This is a genomic window from Agrobacterium sp. 719_389, from assembly GCF_900188475.1.
GTDB lineage: Bacteria > Pseudomonadota > Alphaproteobacteria > Rhizobiales > Rhizobiaceae > Agrobacterium > Agrobacterium radiobacter.
The window spans coordinates 206433-223875 of record NZ_FYEM01000001.1; the positions used below are offsets into that span (position 1 = coordinate 206433).

The 17443-nt window shown below is 60.2% G+C and carries 16 protein-coding genes; 12 read left to right on the forward strand and 4 right to left on the reverse strand.

What is annotated here, in order from left to right; translation table 11 throughout:
* The first annotated feature begins 77 nt into the window (after window positions 1-77).
* Together CFB10_RS01030 and CFB10_RS01035 are read left to right on the forward strand one after the other, a co-directional pair.
* Window positions 78-647, forward strand: coding sequence for an ATPase AAA (locus tag CFB10_RS01030; RefSeq protein ID WP_026364090.1), 570 nt, complete (start codon window positions 78-80; stop codon window positions 645-647).
* A 9-nt stretch (window positions 648-656) separates the two neighbouring features.
* Window positions 657-1112: a type II toxin-antitoxin system RatA family toxin gene (locus CFB10_RS01035; protein ID WP_020012458.1), complete on the forward strand. Its 456-nt coding sequence runs from the start codon at window positions 657-659 to the stop codon at window positions 1110-1112.
* Here CFB10_RS01035 and CFB10_RS01040 read toward each other — a convergent pair.
* Together CFB10_RS01040 and CFB10_RS01045 are read right to left on the reverse strand one after the other, a co-directional pair.
* Window positions 1094-1603 (reverse strand): CinA family protein, encoded by a 510-nt coding sequence (locus CFB10_RS01040; RefSeq protein ID WP_020012459.1) that lies wholly within the window; start codon window positions 1601-1603, stop codon window positions 1094-1096. The genes CFB10_RS01035 and CFB10_RS01040 overlap by 19 nt on opposite strands.
* A complete protein-coding gene (locus CFB10_RS01045) occupies window positions 1600-2787 on the reverse strand; it encodes a bifunctional 2-C-methyl-D-erythritol 4-phosphate cytidylyltransferase/2-C-methyl-D-erythritol 2,4-cyclodiphosphate synthase (RefSeq protein WP_020012460.1) in 1188 nt (395 codons plus the stop codon). Before CFB10_RS01045 ends, CFB10_RS01040 begins: the two co-directional genes overlap by 4 nt.
* A 275-nt stretch (window positions 2788-3062) precedes the next feature.
* Between CFB10_RS01045 and dusB the strand changes: the two genes are divergently transcribed.
* From dusB to hflX, 8 genes are all read left to right on the forward strand, one after another.
* Window positions 3063-4079 carry a tRNA dihydrouridine synthase DusB gene (dusB, locus tag CFB10_RS01050; RefSeq protein ID WP_026364091.1) on the forward strand — a complete coding sequence of 339 codons (1017 nt, stop codon included), beginning with the start codon at window positions 3063-3065 and terminating at the stop codon, window positions 4077-4079.
* The gene (locus CFB10_RS01055) at window positions 4076-5224 is read left to right on the forward strand and encodes a nitrogen regulation protein NR(II) (protein ID WP_020012462.1); all 1149 of its coding nucleotides are present in this window, start codon (window positions 4076-4078) and stop codon (window positions 5222-5224) included. The genes dusB and CFB10_RS01055 overlap by 4 nt, the downstream gene beginning before the upstream one ends.
* A complete protein-coding gene (gene ntrC / locus CFB10_RS01060) occupies window positions 5221-6672 on the forward strand; it encodes a nitrogen regulation protein NR(I) (protein ID WP_020012463.1) in 1452 nt (483 codons plus the stop codon). The genes CFB10_RS01055 and ntrC overlap by 4 nt, the downstream gene beginning before the upstream one ends.
* 148 nt (window positions 6673-6820) lie before the next feature.
* Window positions 6821-9082, forward strand: coding sequence for a PAS domain-containing sensor histidine kinase (locus tag CFB10_RS01065; protein ID WP_020012464.1), 2262 nt, complete (start codon window positions 6821-6823; stop codon window positions 9080-9082).
* Window positions 9072-10436, forward strand: a complete 1365-nt coding sequence (locus CFB10_RS01070; RefSeq protein WP_006315356.1) for a sigma-54 dependent transcriptional regulator — start codon at window positions 9072-9074, stop codon at window positions 10434-10436. Before CFB10_RS01065 ends, CFB10_RS01070 begins: the two co-directional genes overlap by 11 nt.
* Window positions 10437-10484: 48 nt before the next feature.
* Window positions 10485-11861: a Trk system potassium transporter TrkA gene (trkA, locus tag CFB10_RS01075; RefSeq protein WP_020012465.1), complete on the forward strand. Its 1377-nt coding sequence runs from the start codon at window positions 10485-10487 to the stop codon at window positions 11859-11861.
* 184 nt (window positions 11862-12045) lie between these two features.
* Window positions 12046-12288 (forward strand): RNA chaperone Hfq, encoded by a 243-nt coding sequence (gene hfq, locus CFB10_RS01080; protein ID WP_003496145.1) that lies wholly within the window; start codon window positions 12046-12048, stop codon window positions 12286-12288.
* A 91-nt stretch (window positions 12289-12379) separates the two neighbouring features.
* Window positions 12380-13819, forward strand: a complete 1440-nt coding sequence (gene hflX / locus CFB10_RS01085; RefSeq protein WP_020012466.1) for a GTPase HflX — start codon at window positions 12380-12382, stop codon at window positions 13817-13819.
* An 86-nt stretch (window positions 13820-13905) separates the two neighbouring features.
* Here hflX and mazG read toward each other — a convergent pair whose 3' ends face one another.
* Together mazG and CFB10_RS01095 are read right to left on the reverse strand one after the other, a co-directional pair.
* Window positions 13906-14751: a nucleoside triphosphate pyrophosphohydrolase gene (gene mazG, locus CFB10_RS01090; protein ID WP_020012467.1), complete on the reverse strand. Its 846-nt coding sequence runs from the start codon at window positions 14749-14751 to the stop codon at window positions 13906-13908.
* 62 nt (window positions 14752-14813) lie between these two features.
* Window positions 14814-15446 (reverse strand): deaminase, encoded by a 633-nt coding sequence (locus CFB10_RS01095; RefSeq protein WP_371258463.1) that lies wholly within the window; start codon window positions 15444-15446, stop codon window positions 14814-14816.
* A gap of 218 nt (window positions 15447-15664) precedes the next feature.
* Between CFB10_RS01095 and cysG the strand changes: the two genes are divergently transcribed.
* Together cysG and CFB10_RS01110 are read left to right on the forward strand one after the other, a co-directional pair.
* A complete protein-coding gene (gene cysG / locus CFB10_RS01105; RefSeq protein WP_020012469.1) occupies window positions 15665-17128 on the forward strand; it encodes a siroheme synthase CysG in 1464 nt (487 codons plus the stop codon).
* Window positions 17121-17435, forward strand: coding sequence for a DUF2849 domain-containing protein (locus CFB10_RS01110; protein WP_020012470.1), 315 nt, complete (start codon window positions 17121-17123; stop codon window positions 17433-17435). Before cysG ends, CFB10_RS01110 begins: the two co-directional genes overlap by 8 nt.
* Window positions 17436-17443: the final 8 nt, after the last annotated feature.

Consider the following 17443-nt stretch of genomic DNA (forward strand, 5'->3'; position numbering starts at 1 on the left):
ATGCGCGGTAACGATATCGCTCAAGCGTTATGACCGGGTGGCAGAAATATATCCAGCGGTTAGATGAGGTCTATCAAATGCCGAACTATCTTCACAGGGTAGAAGATGCCGCCGCGATTATCGCCGGCGCGCAGCGCATCTTGGTCGTTGGCTGTTCCGGCGGCGGCAAGTCGACCCTTTCGCAGAAGCTGGCACGCAATTTCGGTCTTCGTTATATCTCCATGGATCGTGAGATTTTCTGGCTGCCCGGCTGGCAGGCGCGCGCCCGCCATGAGCAGCGGCAGAGGATAGCCGCCATCATCACCGAAGAACGCTGGCTGATGGACGGCAGCAACCCGTCGTCTTTCGATATGCGTCTGCCGAGGTCTCACATCGTTCTCTGGGTGCGCATGCCGCGCTGGCTCTGCCTGTGGGGCGCCGTCAGCCGGGCGATCAAGGGTTACGGCAAGGCGCGGCCCGAAATGGCGGAGGGATGTCCCGAAAGGATAGACATCGATTTCCTGCGCTATATCTGGAATTTCGAACGCCGCCACGCGCCGATTTTTGAGCAGAATTTCGCGCTTTATGGTCCTGATGTGCCGGTATTCCAGCTGAAAAGCCGAAAACAGTTTCGCCGCCTTCTTGATCTTCTCGTTATCGAGGATTAACTGCCGCTCATGCCACAGTTCGAAACGCATCGCCTTGTCAAACACTCGCCCGACCGCATGTACGACCTCGTCGCCGATGTGGAGAAATATCCGCAGTTTCTTCCCCTTTGCGAGGCGCTCACGGTCCGCTCGCGCAAGGAACGCGACGGCAAGATGCTGCTGGTGGCGGATATGACGGTTGGTTACAAGGCCATTCGTGAGACCTTCACCACCCAGGTGCTGCTGAATCCTGCGGAGCGCGCCATTGATGTGAAATATATCGACGGACCGTTCAAATATCTCGAAAATCGCTGGCGTTTCGAGGCCTCGGACGAGGACGGCTCAGCCATTCATTTCTTCATCGACTATGAATTCAAGAACCGACTGCTCGGCGCGGTCATGGGGTCGATGTTCGACCGGGCGTTCCGCATGTTCGCGGAAGCTTTCGAGACCCGCGCCGACAAGATTTATGCCGACCCGGCCTGACTAAGTGCGGTCAGCATCTCGAGCGCTGTCTTAACCGTCGCAAGACGGATTTCGGTGCGACCGATATCGCCGTAATGCATCTCCTTATGCAGGCTCTGGCCGTTGCGCGCCTTGGCCGCTAGATGCACCAGTCCCACCGGTTTTTCCGAAGAGCCGCCGCCCGGGCCTGCAATGCCGGTTACGGCCACGGCAAAATCCGCCCGTGAACGGAATAGCGCGCCATGCGCCATCTGCAGCGCCGTCTGCCGGGATACCGCGCCGAAATTCGCCAGTGTCGCGACGCCAACCCCTAGCATGTCCATCTTGGCTTCATTGGTATAGGTGACGAAACCACGATCGACGACGGTGGAGGAGCCGGCAATCTCCGTCAGCGCGCCGGCGATCAGGCCGCCCGTGCAGCTCTCGGCTGTCGAGACCATGAAACCGCGGGCGGTGAAATCGGCGATGATCCGCCGCGCCAGTTCTTCTATGTCAGCGGGAAAAAGGCTCATAGCGGTCTGCCCCGGTAGACAACGGTGGCGGTGGCGATCGCCGCAATGCCCTCCCGGCGGCCGACGAAGCCAATCGTCTCGTTGGTCGTCGCCTTCACCGAGCAGCGCTCCAGCGCGATGCCGAGCATGTCCGAAAGCGCTTCCCGCATGGCCTGGCGGTGCGGACCGATGCGTGGCGCTTCGGCGATCAGCGAAACGTCGGCATTCATGATCGTGCCGCCATTGTCTCGCACCACCTTGGCCGCGTGTTCGAGGAAGATACGGGAGGCCGCACCCTTCCATTGCGGATCCGAGGGCGGGAAATGGTCGCCGATATCGCCGGCGCCGCAGGTGGCGAGCAGCGCATCGGTCAGCGCATGCAGCGCCACATCGGCATCCGAATGACCTTTCAGTCTCTGGTCATGATCGATGAAGATGCCGCAGAGGGTGACGCCATCCCCGGCCTCAAGCTGATGCACGTCGTAACCATTGCCGGTGCGCACGTCGGGCAATCCGTGAGAAAGCTTTTCATCGGCCATGGCGATATCCCGCTTGAGAGTGAGTTTTACGTTGTCGACCGAACCTTCGGTCAGCGTCACCGTCAGCCCGGCCCATTCGGCGATGGATGCGTCATCGGTGAAATCCGTTTTGCCGGAAGCAGCAGCAGCGCGATGCGCGCGAAGAATATCACCGTAATTGAAGCTCTGCGGTGTCTGCGCCGCATAAAGACCCTGCCGGGAAACTGTCTCTACGACGAGGTCGTCAGAGCCGCGCTTCAGTGTATCGGTGACGGGCAGGGCAGGCAGAACGCCGGTGGCGCCAGCCTGATGCAGGGCGATGATGCGTTCCAGCATGTCCACGGCGACGAAAGGCCGCACAGCGTCATGGATCATAACATGCGTCAGCTCTTCCGAGGCGAGCGCCTCCAGCCCGGCCAGCACCGATTGCTGGCGCGTCGCGCCGCCTGTCACGGTGACAATCCGCTCACCCGCATCCAGTCGCTGCAGGATTGGTGACAGCAGTGCTTTATCGTCGGCATGGCTGACGACCACGATGGGGGAGGCGCCATTCCAGCCGAGGAACGTCGCCAATGTATGCTCGATCACGGCCCTGCCGCCGATCGGGCGATATTGCTTCGGCCCTTCCTGTGGCGAGCCTGCCCTTTCACCGCGTCCCGCGGCGACGATGACGATGCCGAGTTTCATAGTACTTTCCTGCATTGGTCATATGCTTTGCGCGCAACCCTTAGCGGTTGACAGTCCTGCTCTAGCGTTTCAAAACCCGGATGGCCAGCCCGATAAGACGCGCATTCGCCCCTGCATGTCGCAGGATCGGTCGTCATTGGCCTTTCAACCTGCACAAATTGCTGCCGACAGCAAAACAGGCAGGCAGTCGCCCAGCAAATAAAAGGTGCAACCCTCTAAAAGTGCTTGGCAACCGCGCAAACACTGTCTAAAAATAATGCAAATAACCCTTCTGCATGAAAGATCATCAATTGCATCTTCCGGAGTTGTCAGAACCGTTCAGCATCGGCTCAGTTACGATCCGTAATCGTGCCGTGCTGGCGCCCATGTCGGGCGTCACGGATCTGCCGTTTCGGCAGCTTGCCTGGCGTTATGGTGCGGGTCTCGTCGTGACGGAAATGGTGGCGAGCCGCGAACTTGTCGCTAACAGGGGAGAATCCTGGGCGCGGCTGAAAAATGCCGGCATGGTTCCGCATATGGTGCAGCTTGCCGGGCGCGAGGCGCATTTCATGGCCGAGGCGGCGAAGATCGCGGCCGATAACGGCGCCGGCATTATCGATATCAATATGGGATGTCCGGCCAAGAAGGTGACGGGCGGTTATTCCGGCTCGGCGCTGATGCGTGACCCCGATCACGCGCTCTCGCTGATCGAGGCGACGGTCAATGCGGTCGATGTACCTGTGACGCTGAAGATGCGGCTGGGCTGGGACGAAAACACCATCAATGCGCCTGATATCGCCCGCCGCGCCCAGGCGGCAGGTGTTCAGCTCATTACCATTCACGGCCGCACCCGCATGCAGTTTTACGAGGGACGGGCGGACTGGAGCGCCATCCGCGCCGTTCGCGATGTAATTTCCGTCCCACTCATCGCCAATGGAGATGTGGAGACGGCCGAAGATGCGCGCGAAATCTTGCGCCGTTCGGGTGCGGATGCCGTCATGGTCGGGCGCGGCGCACAGGGACAACCCTGGCTGCCGGCAGTGCTCGCCGGACATGCAGCACCGCACCGCGGCGATATTCCCGCCATTGCCATCGAGCATTACGAAATGATGCTGGAATTTTACGGAAGGGAAGCCGGTCTCCGGCATGCCCGCAAACATCTGGGCTGGTATCTCGACCGTTTCGCGCCAGAGATCGCCACGCCAGACAAGGCTCAAATCATGACATCGCGTGATACGGTGGAGGTGGCCGATCTGCTGCGCTCCGCACTTTGCGCAAATGCGGGCGAAGACGCCGCAAGGAAGGCCGCATGAGCGCCGACAAACACAGCCCGGCAGATGCAAACCCGCTTGCCATGGCGGTTCTGAACGCGGTTCAGAATCCCGTCATTCTGGTGGATGCCGAAGGTTTCATCGCGTTTGCCAATTGGGAAGCCGAAGCCTTTTTCGGGGCGAGCGCCTCCCATCTCGCCCGCTATCGCGTCTCCACATTCATTCCCTTCGGCAGTCCGCTGCTTGCGCTGATCGATCAGGTGCGGGAACGCCGCGCGCCGGTGAACGAATATCGGGTCGATCTGAGTTCGCCACGGCTTGGACAGGACAAGCTGGTCGATCTCTATGTCGCGCCTGTTGTCAGCGAGCCAGGTTCGGTTGTCGTCGTCTTCCAGGAACGGTCGATGGCCGACAAGATCGACCGGCAATTGACCCATCGCGCCGCTGCCCGTTCCGTCACCGGCCTTGCCTCGATGCTCGCGCATGAAATCAAGAACCCGCTGTCAGGCATTCGCGGCGCGGCCCAGCTTCTGGAGACATCGGTTGCCGATGAGGACCGGGCGCTGACGCGGCTGATCTGCGATGAGACCGACCGTATCGTTTCGCTGGTCGACCGCATGGAGGTGTTTTCCGACGAGCGGCCGGTGGATCGCGTGCCGGTCAACATCCATTCGGTGCTCGATCATGTGAAGGCCATCGCCAAGGCCGGTTTTGCCCGCAACATCAAGATTTCCGAGAACTATGACCCGTCGCTGCCGCCGGTCTATGCCAATCGTGACCAGCTGGTGCAGGTCTTCCTCAATCTGGTGAAGAATGCGGCGGAAGCCGTGGGCAACCAGCCGGATGGCGAGATATTGCTGACCACCGCCTACCGTCCCGGCATGCGGCTTTCGGTCGCCGGCAGCCGCGAGCGCATCTCGCTGCCGCTCGAATTCTGCGTGCATGACAATGGTCCGGGCGTTCCGGCCGATCTGCTGCCGCATCTCTTCGATCCCTTCATCACCACAAAGACGAATGGTTCGGGCCTGGGCTTGGCGCTTGTCGCCAAGCTGATCGGCGCCCATGGCGGCATTGTCGAATGCGACAGCCAGAACCACCGCACGACTTTCCGCGTATTGATGCCCGTCTCGCCGGAAGTGGCGCTCGACGACATCACCTTGCCGAACACGACAGGAAATGACCCATGACAGCTACGATCCTCGTCGCCGATGATGATGCCGCAATCCGCACCGTTCTGAACCAGGCGCTGAGCCGCGCCGGTTACGACGTGCGCATCACCTCCAATGCCGCAACGCTCTGGCGCTGGGTTTCGGCGGGCGAGGGCGATCTTGTCGTGACCGATGTCGTGATGCCGGATGAAAACGCCTTCGACCTTCTGCCGCGCATCAAGAAGGCCCGTCCGGATCTGCCGGTTCTCGTCATGAGCGCGCAGAACACCTTCATGACCGCCATCAAGGCCTCGGAAAAAGGCGCTTACGACTATCTGCCGAAGCCCTTCGACCTGACGGAACTGATCGCGATCATCGGCCGCGCCCTGTCGGAGCCGAAGCGCAAGCCGGCCAAGCTTGATGACGACATGCAGGATGGCATGCCGCTGGTTGGCCGCTCGGCGGCGATGCAGGAAATCTACCGCGTTCTCGCCCGCCTGATGCAGACCGATCTGACGCTGATGATAACAGGCGAATCCGGTACGGGTAAGGAACTGGTGGCGCGCGCGCTGCATGATTACGGCAAGCGCCGCAACGGGCCCTTCGTCGCCATCAACATGGCGGCAATCCCGCGCGATCTGATCGAATCCGAACTGTTCGGCCATGAGAAGGGCGCTTTCACCGGCGCGCAGAACCGCTCGACCGGCCGTTTCGAACAGGCCGAGGGCGGCACGCTGTTCCTCGATGAAATCGGCGACATGCCGATGGACGCCCAGACGCGCCTGCTGCGCGTCTTGCAGCAGGGTGAATATACGACCGTCGGCGGACGTACGCCGATCCGCACCGATGTCCGCATCGTCGCCGCCACCAACAAGGATTTGAAGCAGTCGATCAATCAGGGTCTCTTCCGCGAAGACCTCTATTATCGCCTGAACGTCGTGCCGCTCAGGCTCCCGCCGCTGCGTGACCGGGCTGAGGATATTCCCGATCTCGTGCGCCATTTCATCCAGCAGGGTGAAAAGGAAGGGTTGGAAGGCAAGCGTTTTGAGACCGAGGCGCTGGAGGTCATGAAGGCCTATGCCTGGCCCGGCAACGTGCGCGAGCTGGAAAACCTGATCCGCCGGCTGATGGCGCTTTATCCGCAGGAAGTCATCACCCGCGAGATCATCGAGCAGGAGTTGCAGTCGGATGTCCCGGACAGCCCGCTCGACAAGATGGCGGTCCGTACCGGCTCGCTCACCATTTCGCAGGCGGTCGAGGAAAACATGCGGGATTATTTCGCAAGCTTCGGCGATGGCCTGCCGCCGCCGGGTCTTTATGACCGCGTGCTGCGTGAACTGGAATATCCGTTGATTCTCGCCGCCTTGACGGCGACGCGCGGCAACCAGATCAAGGCTGCCGATCTTCTCGGCCTCAACCGCAATACATTGCGCAAGAAAATCCGCGAGCTTGGAGTTTCCGTGTATCGCAGCTCCCGCCCCAGCTGAGAATGTTGACAAGGTCGCATCTGTCGTTGCATTTTCGCCACATTGTGTTGCTTGGAAAACACTAGGAGGGAGAGATTCGCCGAACTGCGGCGAGTCTTGCCTGACTTCAGGAATGTGGTGCTGGCTGGCCAGCGATTGGGAGTAGTTGATGCGGAAACCCGCCGCCGAAAACGCCGTTGCTGACGAAGCAGCGGGCATGGTGGTTGCCGATCGCAGGATGTCTTTCGCTCTGCCGGGGCTGGTGCTCGCTGGCGTCGCCCTCGTCTGCGCCATTCTCACCCTTTTCGTGCTTCTCGGCGTGACGCCCATTGCGCCGACATCGAATGTCGTCATCGCTTCGGTCGTGATCAATTCGATTTTTGTGATCGGTCTGATTTTCCTGATCGGCCGAGAAATCAACCGCCTGCTGAAAGCGCGCAAAAAGGGAAGGGCGGCGGCGCGTCTGCACGTACGTATCGTCGTGCTGTTCTCCATCGTGGCGATCACGCCCGCCGTGCTTGTCGCCATTTTCGCCAGCCTGACGCTGAATGTCGGTCTCGACCGCTGGTTTTCGCTGCGCACGCAGTCGATCGTCGATTCATCGAGCAACATCGCCCAGGCCTATATGATGGAAAATGCCGGTTATCTTCAGGGCCAGACCCTGTCGATGGCCACCGACCTCGACCGCAACCGCGCGCTTTTTTATCTCGACCGTACCGGCTTCGTTGACCTCATGACCCGTCAGGCCAAGGGACGCGGCCTGCTTGGCGCGTTTCTGGTGCAGGAAGACGGCGACGCCGTCGCGCAGGCCGATATCAAGACGGAAAAACCGCTTCCCGCCATTCCGCATGATGCGCTGGAAAAGGCCGCCGCCGGCCAGCCGACGTTGATCCCGCCTGGCATCACCAACCTCGTTGGCGCCATTATCAAGCTTGAGGGCATCAGCGGCACCTTCCTTTACACCGTACGCGCCGTCGATCCCAAGGTGATGGGCGCGATGCGGTTGATGGAAGAGAACCGCGCCGAATACAAGGCGATGGAGGCAGGCCGCGCGCCGCTGCAGATCGCGTTTGCGATCCTCTATCTCGGTTTCGCGCTGATCGTGCTTCTTGCGGCGATATGGACGGCGATCGCGGTGGCCGACCGTATCGTGCGGCCGATCCGCCTTCTCATCAGCGCCGCCGACAGTGTCGCCACCGGCAACATGCATGTGCTGGTGCCCGTGCGCGCCGTCGACGGCGACGTCGGGCGTCTCTCGCGCACCTTCAACAAGATGGTCTCGGAACTGCGCAGCCAGCAGGACCAGATCATCGAAGCGAAAGACGATATTGACGATCGCCGCCGCTTCATCGAGGCCGTGCTGTCAGGCGTCACCGCCGCTGTCATCGGCGTCGATGAGAACCGCAGGATCACCATCGTCAATCCCTCGGGTGAAGAATTCCTGGCGCAGACCTCCGAGCAGCTTATCGGCGCGCAGCTTTCGGAGATCGCGCCTGAAATCGAACAGGTCGTGACCGAGGCGAATACCTGGTCGCGCGGTAACTTCCGCAAGCAGATCAACATCATGCGGCGCGGCAAGGAGCGGACTCTGAACGTGCAGGTGACCCGCGAGGACGCCCGCGACAGCCGCGACAGCTACGTCATCACGCTCGATGACATTACCGATCTCGTCATTGCCCAGCGCTCGACGGCATGGTCGGATGTGGCGCGCCGCATTGCCCATGAAATCAAGAACCCGCTGACGCCGATCCAGCTTTCCGCCGAGCGCATCAAGCGCCGTTTCGGCAAGCAGATAGACGAGAGCGACCGCGCCATCTTCGACCAGTGTACGGATACCATCGTCCGGCAGGTTGGGGATATCGGCCGGATGGTGGATGAATTCTCGGCTTTTGCGCGTATGCCGAAGCCGACGAAGGAAAAATCGGACCTGCGATCGATACTGAAGGACGCGGCGTTCCTGCGCGAAATCAGCGCCGCCGACACGAAGTTCTCAACAGAGCTGGGCGACATCCCGCTGGAGGGCATGTTCGATGCCCGCATGCTGGGGCAGGCCTTCGGCAATCTCATCAAGAATGCGACGGAAGCGATTGAGGCGGTGGAAGGCGAAAAGCGTCCGGGTAAAATCCTGGTGCGCGCATCCTTCGACGAGGCCAATTCGCGTTTCGTGGCCGATATCATCGACAATGGCCGCGGCCTTCCCGTCGAGAACCGTCACCGCATTCTCGAACCCTATATGACGATGCGGGACAAGGGCACGGGCCTCGGCCTCGCCATCGTGAAGAAGATCATCGAAGAACATGGCGGGTATCTGGAGCTCCATGATGCCCCGGCCGAATTCGACCATGGCCATGGCGCCATGATCCGAGTGCTGCTGCCCTATATCGAGGCGGTCGGCAGCGAAAATAACAAGGAAGCAGCATATGGCGTCTGATATTCTGGTCGTGGATGACGAGGCGGACATTCGCGAAATCGTAGCGGGCATTCTTTCCGACGAGGGGCACGAGACCCGCATGGCGTTCGACAGTGACAGCGCGCTGGCCGCCATTTCGGAACGCGTGCCGCGCCTGATCTTTCTCGACATCTGGATGCAGGGCTCGAAGCTCGACGGTCTGGCGCTGCTGGATGAAATCAAGAGCCGCCACCCTGAAATTCCTGTCGTCATGATTTCCGGTCACGGCAATATCGAAACCGCCGTCAACGCCATCAAGCGTGGCGCTTTCGACTTCATCGAAAAGCCGTTCAAGGCCGACCGGCTGATCCTGATCGCCGAGCGGGCGCTGGAAAACTCCAAGCTGAAGCGCGAGGTTCAGGAACTCAAGAAGCGCACCGGTGACGCGGTTGAACTCGTCGGCGCATCACTTGCCGTGTCGCAGCTTCGCCAGACCATCGACCGGGTCGCCCCCACCAACAGCCGTATCATGATCCTTGGCCCCTCCGGTTCCGGCAAGGAGCTGGTGGCGCGCATGGTGCATAAGAAATCCTCACGCGCCACGGGACCTTTCGTGGCGCTGAATGCGGCGACGATCACGCCGGACCGCATGGAAATCGCGCTTTTCGGTACGGAAGGCCTGCCAGGACAGCCGCGTAAGGTGGGCGCGCTCGAAGAGGCCCATCGCGGTGTTCTCTATCTCGATGAAGTCGGCGAAATGCCGCGCGAAACGCAGAACAAGATCCTGCGCGTGCTGGTCGATCAGCAGTTCGAGCGTGTCGGCGGCGGCAAGCGGGTGAAGGTGGATGTGCGCATCATTTCCTCAACCGCCCATCACCTTGAAAGCCTGATCGCCGAAGGCCAGTTCCGCGAGGACCTCTATCATCGTCTCGCCGTTGTGCCGGTGAAGGTGCCGGCGCTTTCCGAGCGCCGCGAGGATATCCCTTTCCTCGTCGACATGTTCATGCGGCAGATTTCCGAGCAGGCGGGCATCCGCCCGCGCAAGATCGGGGATGACGCCATGGCCGTTCTCCAGACCCACGACTGGCCGGGCAATATCCGCCAGCTTCGCAACAATATCGAGCGGCTGATGATCCTGGCGCGTCCCGAGGGCGGCGAAGCGCCGATCTCGGCCGACATGCTGCCGTCGGATATTGGCGATATGCTGCCGAAGATTTCGGCGCAGGGCGACCAGCACATCATGACCCTGCCGCTGCGCGAAGCGCGTGAAATGTTCGAGCGGGACTACCTGATGGCCCAGATCAACCGCTTCGGCGGCAATATTTCGCGCACGGCGGAATTTGTCGGCATGGAAAGGTCGGCGCTGCATCGCAAACTGAAATCTCTCGGCGTATAAGGGACGAAGGCGCTTCGCCGTAAACGATTATTCCGTCAGAGAGACAGCATGAAAGTCATCATTTGCGGCGCAGGGCAGGTGGGTTACGGCATCGCCGAACAATTGTCGCGGGAAGACAATGAGGTATCTGTCATCGATACCGCCGCACCGCTTATTACCGCCATAACCGAGACGCTGGATGTGCGCGGTTATGTCGGCCATGGCGCTCACCCGGACATGCTGGCCAAGGCCGGCGCCGATCAGGCCGACATGATCATCGCGGTGACGTTGCATGACGAGATCAATATCGTCGCCTGTGAGGTGGCGCATGCGCTCTTCAGCGTGCCGACCAAGATCGCCCGCATCCGCGACCAGAGCTATCTGAAGCCGGAATATGCCGATCTCTTCAGCCGCGAGAACATGTCCATTGACGTGACGATTTCTCCGGAAGTCGAAGTCGGCAAGATGGTGCTGCGGCGTATCGCTTTCCCGGGCGCCACCGACGTCGTGCGGTTCGCGGAAGATACGATCTACATGCTGGCCATCGAGTGCATGGAAGATTGCCCTGTCATCAATACGCCGCTGCAGCAACTCTCCAGCCTCTTTCCCGACCTCATCGCCACGGTGGTGGGCGTTTACCGAAATGGTATCCTCAAGGTGGCGCATTCTTCGGAACAGTTGCGGGTGGGCGACCTTGCCTATGTCATCTGCCAGCGCCAGCACGCCCGCCGCACCCTCAGCCTCTTCGGTCACGAGGAGCAGGAAGCGCAGCGCATCGTGATTGCAGGCGCCGGCAACATCGGCCATTTCGTCGCGCGCAAGATCGAGGAGCTGCAGCCGAAAACGCGGGTGAAGATCATCGAGGCCGACCGCGACAGGGCGGTTTCCGCATCCGAGCAGCTGAGCCACACCATTGTCATGCACGGTTCGGCGCTCGATCAGAAAATCCTGATGCAGGCCGATATTCAGGATGCGGACCTGATCGTCACGCTCACCAACAATGACCAGACCAATATTCTGGCCGCCGTGATTGCCAAGCAGCTCGGCTGCAAATCGAATCTGGCGCTCTTGAACAGCACGTCATTCCACGATGTCGCCCGTTCTCTGGGTCTCGATGCCTATATCAACCCCAGGGCAGTGACGATCTCCCGCGTGCTTCAGCATGTGCGCAAGGGTCGCATCCGTTCGGTCTATGCCGTGCAGCGCGGTTCGGCGGAGGTAATCGAGGCGGAGGCGCTGGAGACATCGCCGCTGGTCGGGCAATCGTTCCGCGACATCGACATGCCCGAAGGCGTGCGCATCGGAGCTATCTATCGCGACGGCGTGGTGATCCGTCCTGACGGCAGCACGAAAATCAAGGCGAAAGACCGTGTCGTACTCTTTGCATCCGCCGATGCGGTGCGCGACGTGGAACAACTTTTCCGTGTTTCGATACAATATTTTTGACTGTCCCGAATCGAAAATGCGGGTCAATACTCGTAGTCGTCAGACTGTTTTGACCGTTGCGGAACGGAACATGATTTGATACCAGAGTTTGAGGTCAGCCAAGCGGGGGACAAGACTTGGCCGGCTTATTATTGATTGATTATTTTCCGGTATCCCTGCCGGCAAAAAAGAAAGAAGCGGCGCTATGGCGGAACGTTCTCAAAACCTTCAGGATCTCTTCCTCAATACCGTTCGTAAGCAGAAGATTTCGCTCACGATTTTCCTGATCAACGGCGTCAAGCTGACGGGCGTTGTCACCTCCTTCGACAATTTCTGCGTGCTTTTGCGCCGTGACGGTCATTCGCAGCTGGTCTACAAGCATGCGATCTCCACCATCATGCCCGGTCAGCCGATGCAGATGTTCGAAAGCGAAGAAGGCGCGGCCTGATCGGCTCCCTCGACGGATATTCGATATAGACTGACCCGGATCGGGAACATTTCCCGTTCCGTCAGGTTAATTCCCATGGCCGCCCGCGCGGATGCGGTCGGCCGCAATCTTCTTTCTGGATAAGGCTGAGCCCATTTCGACGCGCGACACTTCGAACGAATCGATCATTCCGGAGCAGGAGAAGCGCCGCGACGACATGCGCGCGGTTGTCCTCGTGCCCGTCCTCAAGCAGCAGCGCGAAAATCGCGAGGCGGCGGCAGGCCCCGTCGCTCCCGGCCGCTCTGTTGAAGCCAAGCTTGAGGAAGCGAAGGGGCTGGCGCTCGCCATCGATCTGGATGTGACGCAGGGTCTGATCGTTTCGGTCAACCAGCCGCGCCCGGCGACATTGTTCGGCACCGGCAAGATCGAGGAAATCGGCCATCTGCTCGATGAGACCGATTCCGGCCTGGTGATCGTCGATCATCCTCTGACCCCGGTGCAGCAGCGCAATCTCGAAAAGCAGTGGAATGCCAAGGTCATCGACCGGACCGGTCTCATCCTTGAAATCTTCGGCCGACGCGCCTCCACCAAGGAAGGCACGTTGCAGGTCGATCTTGCGCATCTGAACTACCAGAAGGGTCGCCTCGTCAGAAGCTGGACCCACCTTGAACGCCAGCGCGGTGGTGCGGGCTTCATGGGTGGTCCGGGTGAAACGCAGATTGAGGCCGACAGACGATTGCTGCAGGATCGCATCGTCAAGCTCGAAAAGGAACTGGAGCAGGTGGTGCGCACCCGCCAGCTTCATCGCGCCAAGCGCCGCAAGGTTCCGCATCCGATCGTGGCTCTCGTTGGTTACACCAATGCCGGTAAATCCACGCTGTTCAACCGCATCACCGGTGCGGGCGTTCTGGCGGAGGACATGCTGTTCGCCACGCTCGACCCGACATTGCGCCGGATGAAGCTGCCGCATGGTCGCACAGTCATCCTGTCCGATACGGTGGGTTTTATTTCCGACCTGCCGACGCATCTCGTCGCCGCCTTCCGCGCCACGCTGGAAGAGGTGCTGGAAGCCGATCTCGTTCTGCATGTGCGCGACATGTCCGATCCGGATAATGCCGCCCAGTCTGCGGATGTGCTGCGTATTCTCGGCGATCTCGGCATTGACGAGAAGGAAGCCGAAAAGCGCATCATCGAGGTCTGGAACAAGGTCGACCGCCTCGAGCCGGAAGCGCATGACGCCATCATGCAGCGCGCCGAAGGCCGTTCGGATATTCGCGCCGTTTCGGCAATCACGGGTGAGGGCGTCGATGCCCTGATGGACGAGATTTCAAAGCGCCTCTCCGGTGTGCTGACGGAAACGACCGTCGTGCTTTCCGTTGAGCAGCTGCCGCTGATTTCCTGGGTCTACAGCAATTCCATCGTGGATGCCCGTGAAGACCATGAGGACGGATCGGTGGCGCTCGATGTGCGCCTGTCGGAAACGCAGGCCGCCGAGTTGGAGCGCAAGCTTGGTAAAGCGACCGTCCGCGAACGCGAGGACTGGGAGCGCTGAGGTCTTCGAGAACGATGGCGGAGCTTCCCTCACGTCGCCAGTCTCGGGAGCGCCGACGCTCCTGTTTTTCGAACAGATCCGCTTGATCAGGACGAAAACGTATCGAGCGAGCGCTCGATACGTTTTGCCGCCTGCCACAGGTCTTCCATCCGCTCAAGGCTCGCTTCTTCCAGTGTCTCGCCATTTTCGGTGAGCGATGTCTCGATGTGATTGAAACGCCTGCGGAATTTCGTATTGGTGCCGCGCAGCGCATCTTCCGGATCGGCTTTGACATGCCGGCCGATATTGACGAGGGCAAAGATCAGATCGCCGAGTTCGTCCGAGACTTTCTCCGGTTTCCCCTCCGCCAGCGCCTCACGCAGTTCGGCGATTTCCTCCTCGATCTTGTCGAGAATGGGAGCGGGATCTGACCAGTCGAAACCGGCGCGCGCGGCCTGTTCCTGCAGCTTCAGGGCCTCGGTGAGCGCCGGCTGGCTGCGCTGCACGCCGCCCAGAAAGCCGGCCTTGAAATCCTCGGTGATACCCCGGCGGGCGCGGCGCTCAGCCCGTTCGCGTTTTTCTTCGGCCTTGATCCGGTCCCATTGGAGCTTGACGCTGTCAGGCGTATCGGCCTCGGAAACGGCAAAGACATGCGGGTGGCGGCGGATCATCTTCGAGGTGACGGCCTCGACCACGTCGCCAAAGGCGAATTCACCTCGTTCCTCGGCAATGCGGGCATGGAAAACCACCTGCAACAGAAGGTCGCCCAGCTCCTCACAAAGATCATCCATGTCCTTGCGCTCGATGGCGTCGGCGACTTCGTAAGCCTCTTCGATGGTATAGGGCTTGATCGTCTCGAAGGTCTGGACGACATCCCACGGGCAACCGGTTTCGGGCTGGCGCAACGCTTCCATGATCTCGATCAGGCGGGAAATATCCTTCGAGGCTTCCATATGTCACAAACCTTCATTCTTGGTTTTCGCATTATCCTGACGGAAAATCGCCCGGAAACGCTCTAATTCAACGGAATATCGTTGCCGCTCTTGGACGACTGATAGCTGGTGGACAGATCGTCATAAGCGGCCTTGATACGGGCCGTCTGCGCCTTCAGCGTGGTTTTCAGCGGGTCGTCTTCGCCCTCCACCAGATCGGCGATGAAGAAAGAGTTCCAGAAGGCGTTAGTGCGGCGATAGCCGCCCGGCTCCAGCCCGAAAACTTCCTTCAGGATTTTCAGATCGTGCGGGATCGCGAAAGCGTCGCGTGAATCCTCATGGCTGAAAAAGGAATAGAAATTGTCGAAACCGGCCCAGGTGATGGCGGACATGCACATGGTGCAGGGTTCATGGGTAGAAAGAAAAATCAGGTCCTTGGTGTTCGGCTTCTCGCCCAGCTCGTAAAACCGCTTCAGCGTGTGCACTTCGCCATGCCAAAGCGGGTTTTCCAGTTCGTTATTGGTCTCCGCTATCACCAGCGACAGATCGGATTTTCGCAGGATCGCCGCACCGAACACCTTGTTTCCAAGGCTGACGCCGCGCGCCGTCAAGGGCAGAATATCCTGTTCGATGACATCGAGAAGGCGGGCGGCGAGGGTGTGGCTGGTCAAGGGTCTGATCCTTCGTGCCGCCTCAGGGAAAAGCGGTCTTTGCATGGAGAAATCGACGGATAATCGTTGCTCCTTGTTCGGCGCGGGCACCCGCTTTGTCAAGGGATTCTGAGGGGATTCTCAGGCCTCGCGCAGGCGCGAAAAAGCGCTGCCGGTTTGTTTTCCTCCAAAACCGGGGTCTTCGAGAAATAAAAATCCAGGTGTCGGAAAGGCTTGAATTTCTGTTTCTTCAATCTTGCACCGCAATGCGAGATATATGTCCAATGCACAACGAACATGATTTTTCCGCTGCTGGCGACCGCCTTTCTACCTTCCCCGCCTTCTTCCGGGTTGAGGGACGGCAGGTCGCTGTGTTCGGTAATGGTGATGAAGCGTTCGCGAAGGTGAGGCTTCTCGCCAATACCAATGCGCATATCATTGCCTATGCCAACAAGCCGGAAGCGGATTTTGTGCGCTATCTCCGCGAGAACGGCATTGATCATCGGGCTTTGGGTTTCTCCAGCCAGTTGATCGAAGGCGCGACGCTGGTTTTTGCCGCCACCGGGGACGAGGCGCTGGACCGCGAGATAGTTACGGCTGCGCGCGCTAAGAAAATCCCCGCCAATGCGGTGGACCAGCCGGAATTTTGCGATTTCTTCACCCCGGCGCTTGTCGCCCGCGCGCCCGTCGCCATCGCCATTGGCACCGAAGGGGCAGGGCCGGTTCTCGCCCAGATGATCCGCGTGCGTATCGACCAGATGCTGTCACCGTCGCTTGGCAAGCTTGCCCGCCTTGCGGTGCAGTATCGTGATGCGGCGGAAAAAAACGTGCCCAAGGGCGCATTGAGACGCAATTTCTGGCGGCGGTTCTTTTCCGGTGCTGTCGCAGATGCCGTCGCTCTCGGCGATACGCTTTCCGCCCGCGATGCCGCCAACCGTCTGTTGCAATCGCCCGAACGCAGTGAAGGCCGCGTCTGGCTTGTCGGCGCTGGCCCCGGTGCGGAAGACCTGTTGACGCTGCGCGCGCAGCGCGTGTTGATGGAGGCCGACGTCATCGTTTATGATGCGCTGGTACCGCAGGCGATCGTCGATATGGGTCGCCGCGATGCCGAAAGACTGTCTGTCGGCAAGCGCAAGGGCTGCCATACGAAGTCGCAGGATGAGATCAACCGCCTGCTGGTGCGTCTCGGCAAGGATGGCAAGCGCGTCGTTCGCCTCAAATCCGGTGATCCGCTGGTTTATGGCCGGGCGGGCGAGGAGATGGCGGCGTTGCGTGACGCTGGCATCGGTTACGAGATCGTGCCCGGCATCACTTCGGCCTTTGCCGCCGCTGCGGATTTCGAATTGCCGCTGACGCTGCGCGGTGTCGCCTCGTCGCTGATTTTCACCACCGGTCACGATCTGACCGGCGATGTCTTGCCCGATTGGGCACGTCTCGCCGTCTCGGGTGCAACCATCGCCGTCTATATGGGCCGCAGCGTTGCCGCTTCGGTGGCGACACGGCTGATAGAGGCGGGGCTCGGCGTGGAAACGACGGTGGCCGTCATCGAAAATGCCAGCCGCGCGGATCGCCGCCTGCTGCATGGTACATTGAACGATCTGCCCGACCTCGAACATCGCGATGAACTGACCGGTCCGGTCATGGTCATCATCGGCGATGCGGTGGCGGGCGCCAATTTCGACAGGTCCGAGGCGCTTGCGCTTGCTGCGAGGCCAGTGAACCTTAAACGGGAGTATGCAAATGGCTGACAAGGTTTTGACCGCCAACCGTCTGGGCGATGGTATCGCCGTCTGGCTCGACGCCAATGGCGAATGGACGGAGAACCTGCAGGGCGCAATCGTTGCGCGCCATGCGGAGGCCGTCGCATCGTTCGAGGAAATCGGCAAGCGCGATTTTTCCGCCAACAAGGTCGTTGACGTGAATATCGTCGATGTCATTGAGGAGAACGGCAAGCTTTGGCCGACGCGGCTTCGCGAGCGCATTCGCGCCGCCGGCCCGACCATGCACTATGCCAACGGCTTCAAGCCGGCCGATGCAGCATTTATCGCAGTCTGAGGAAGAAT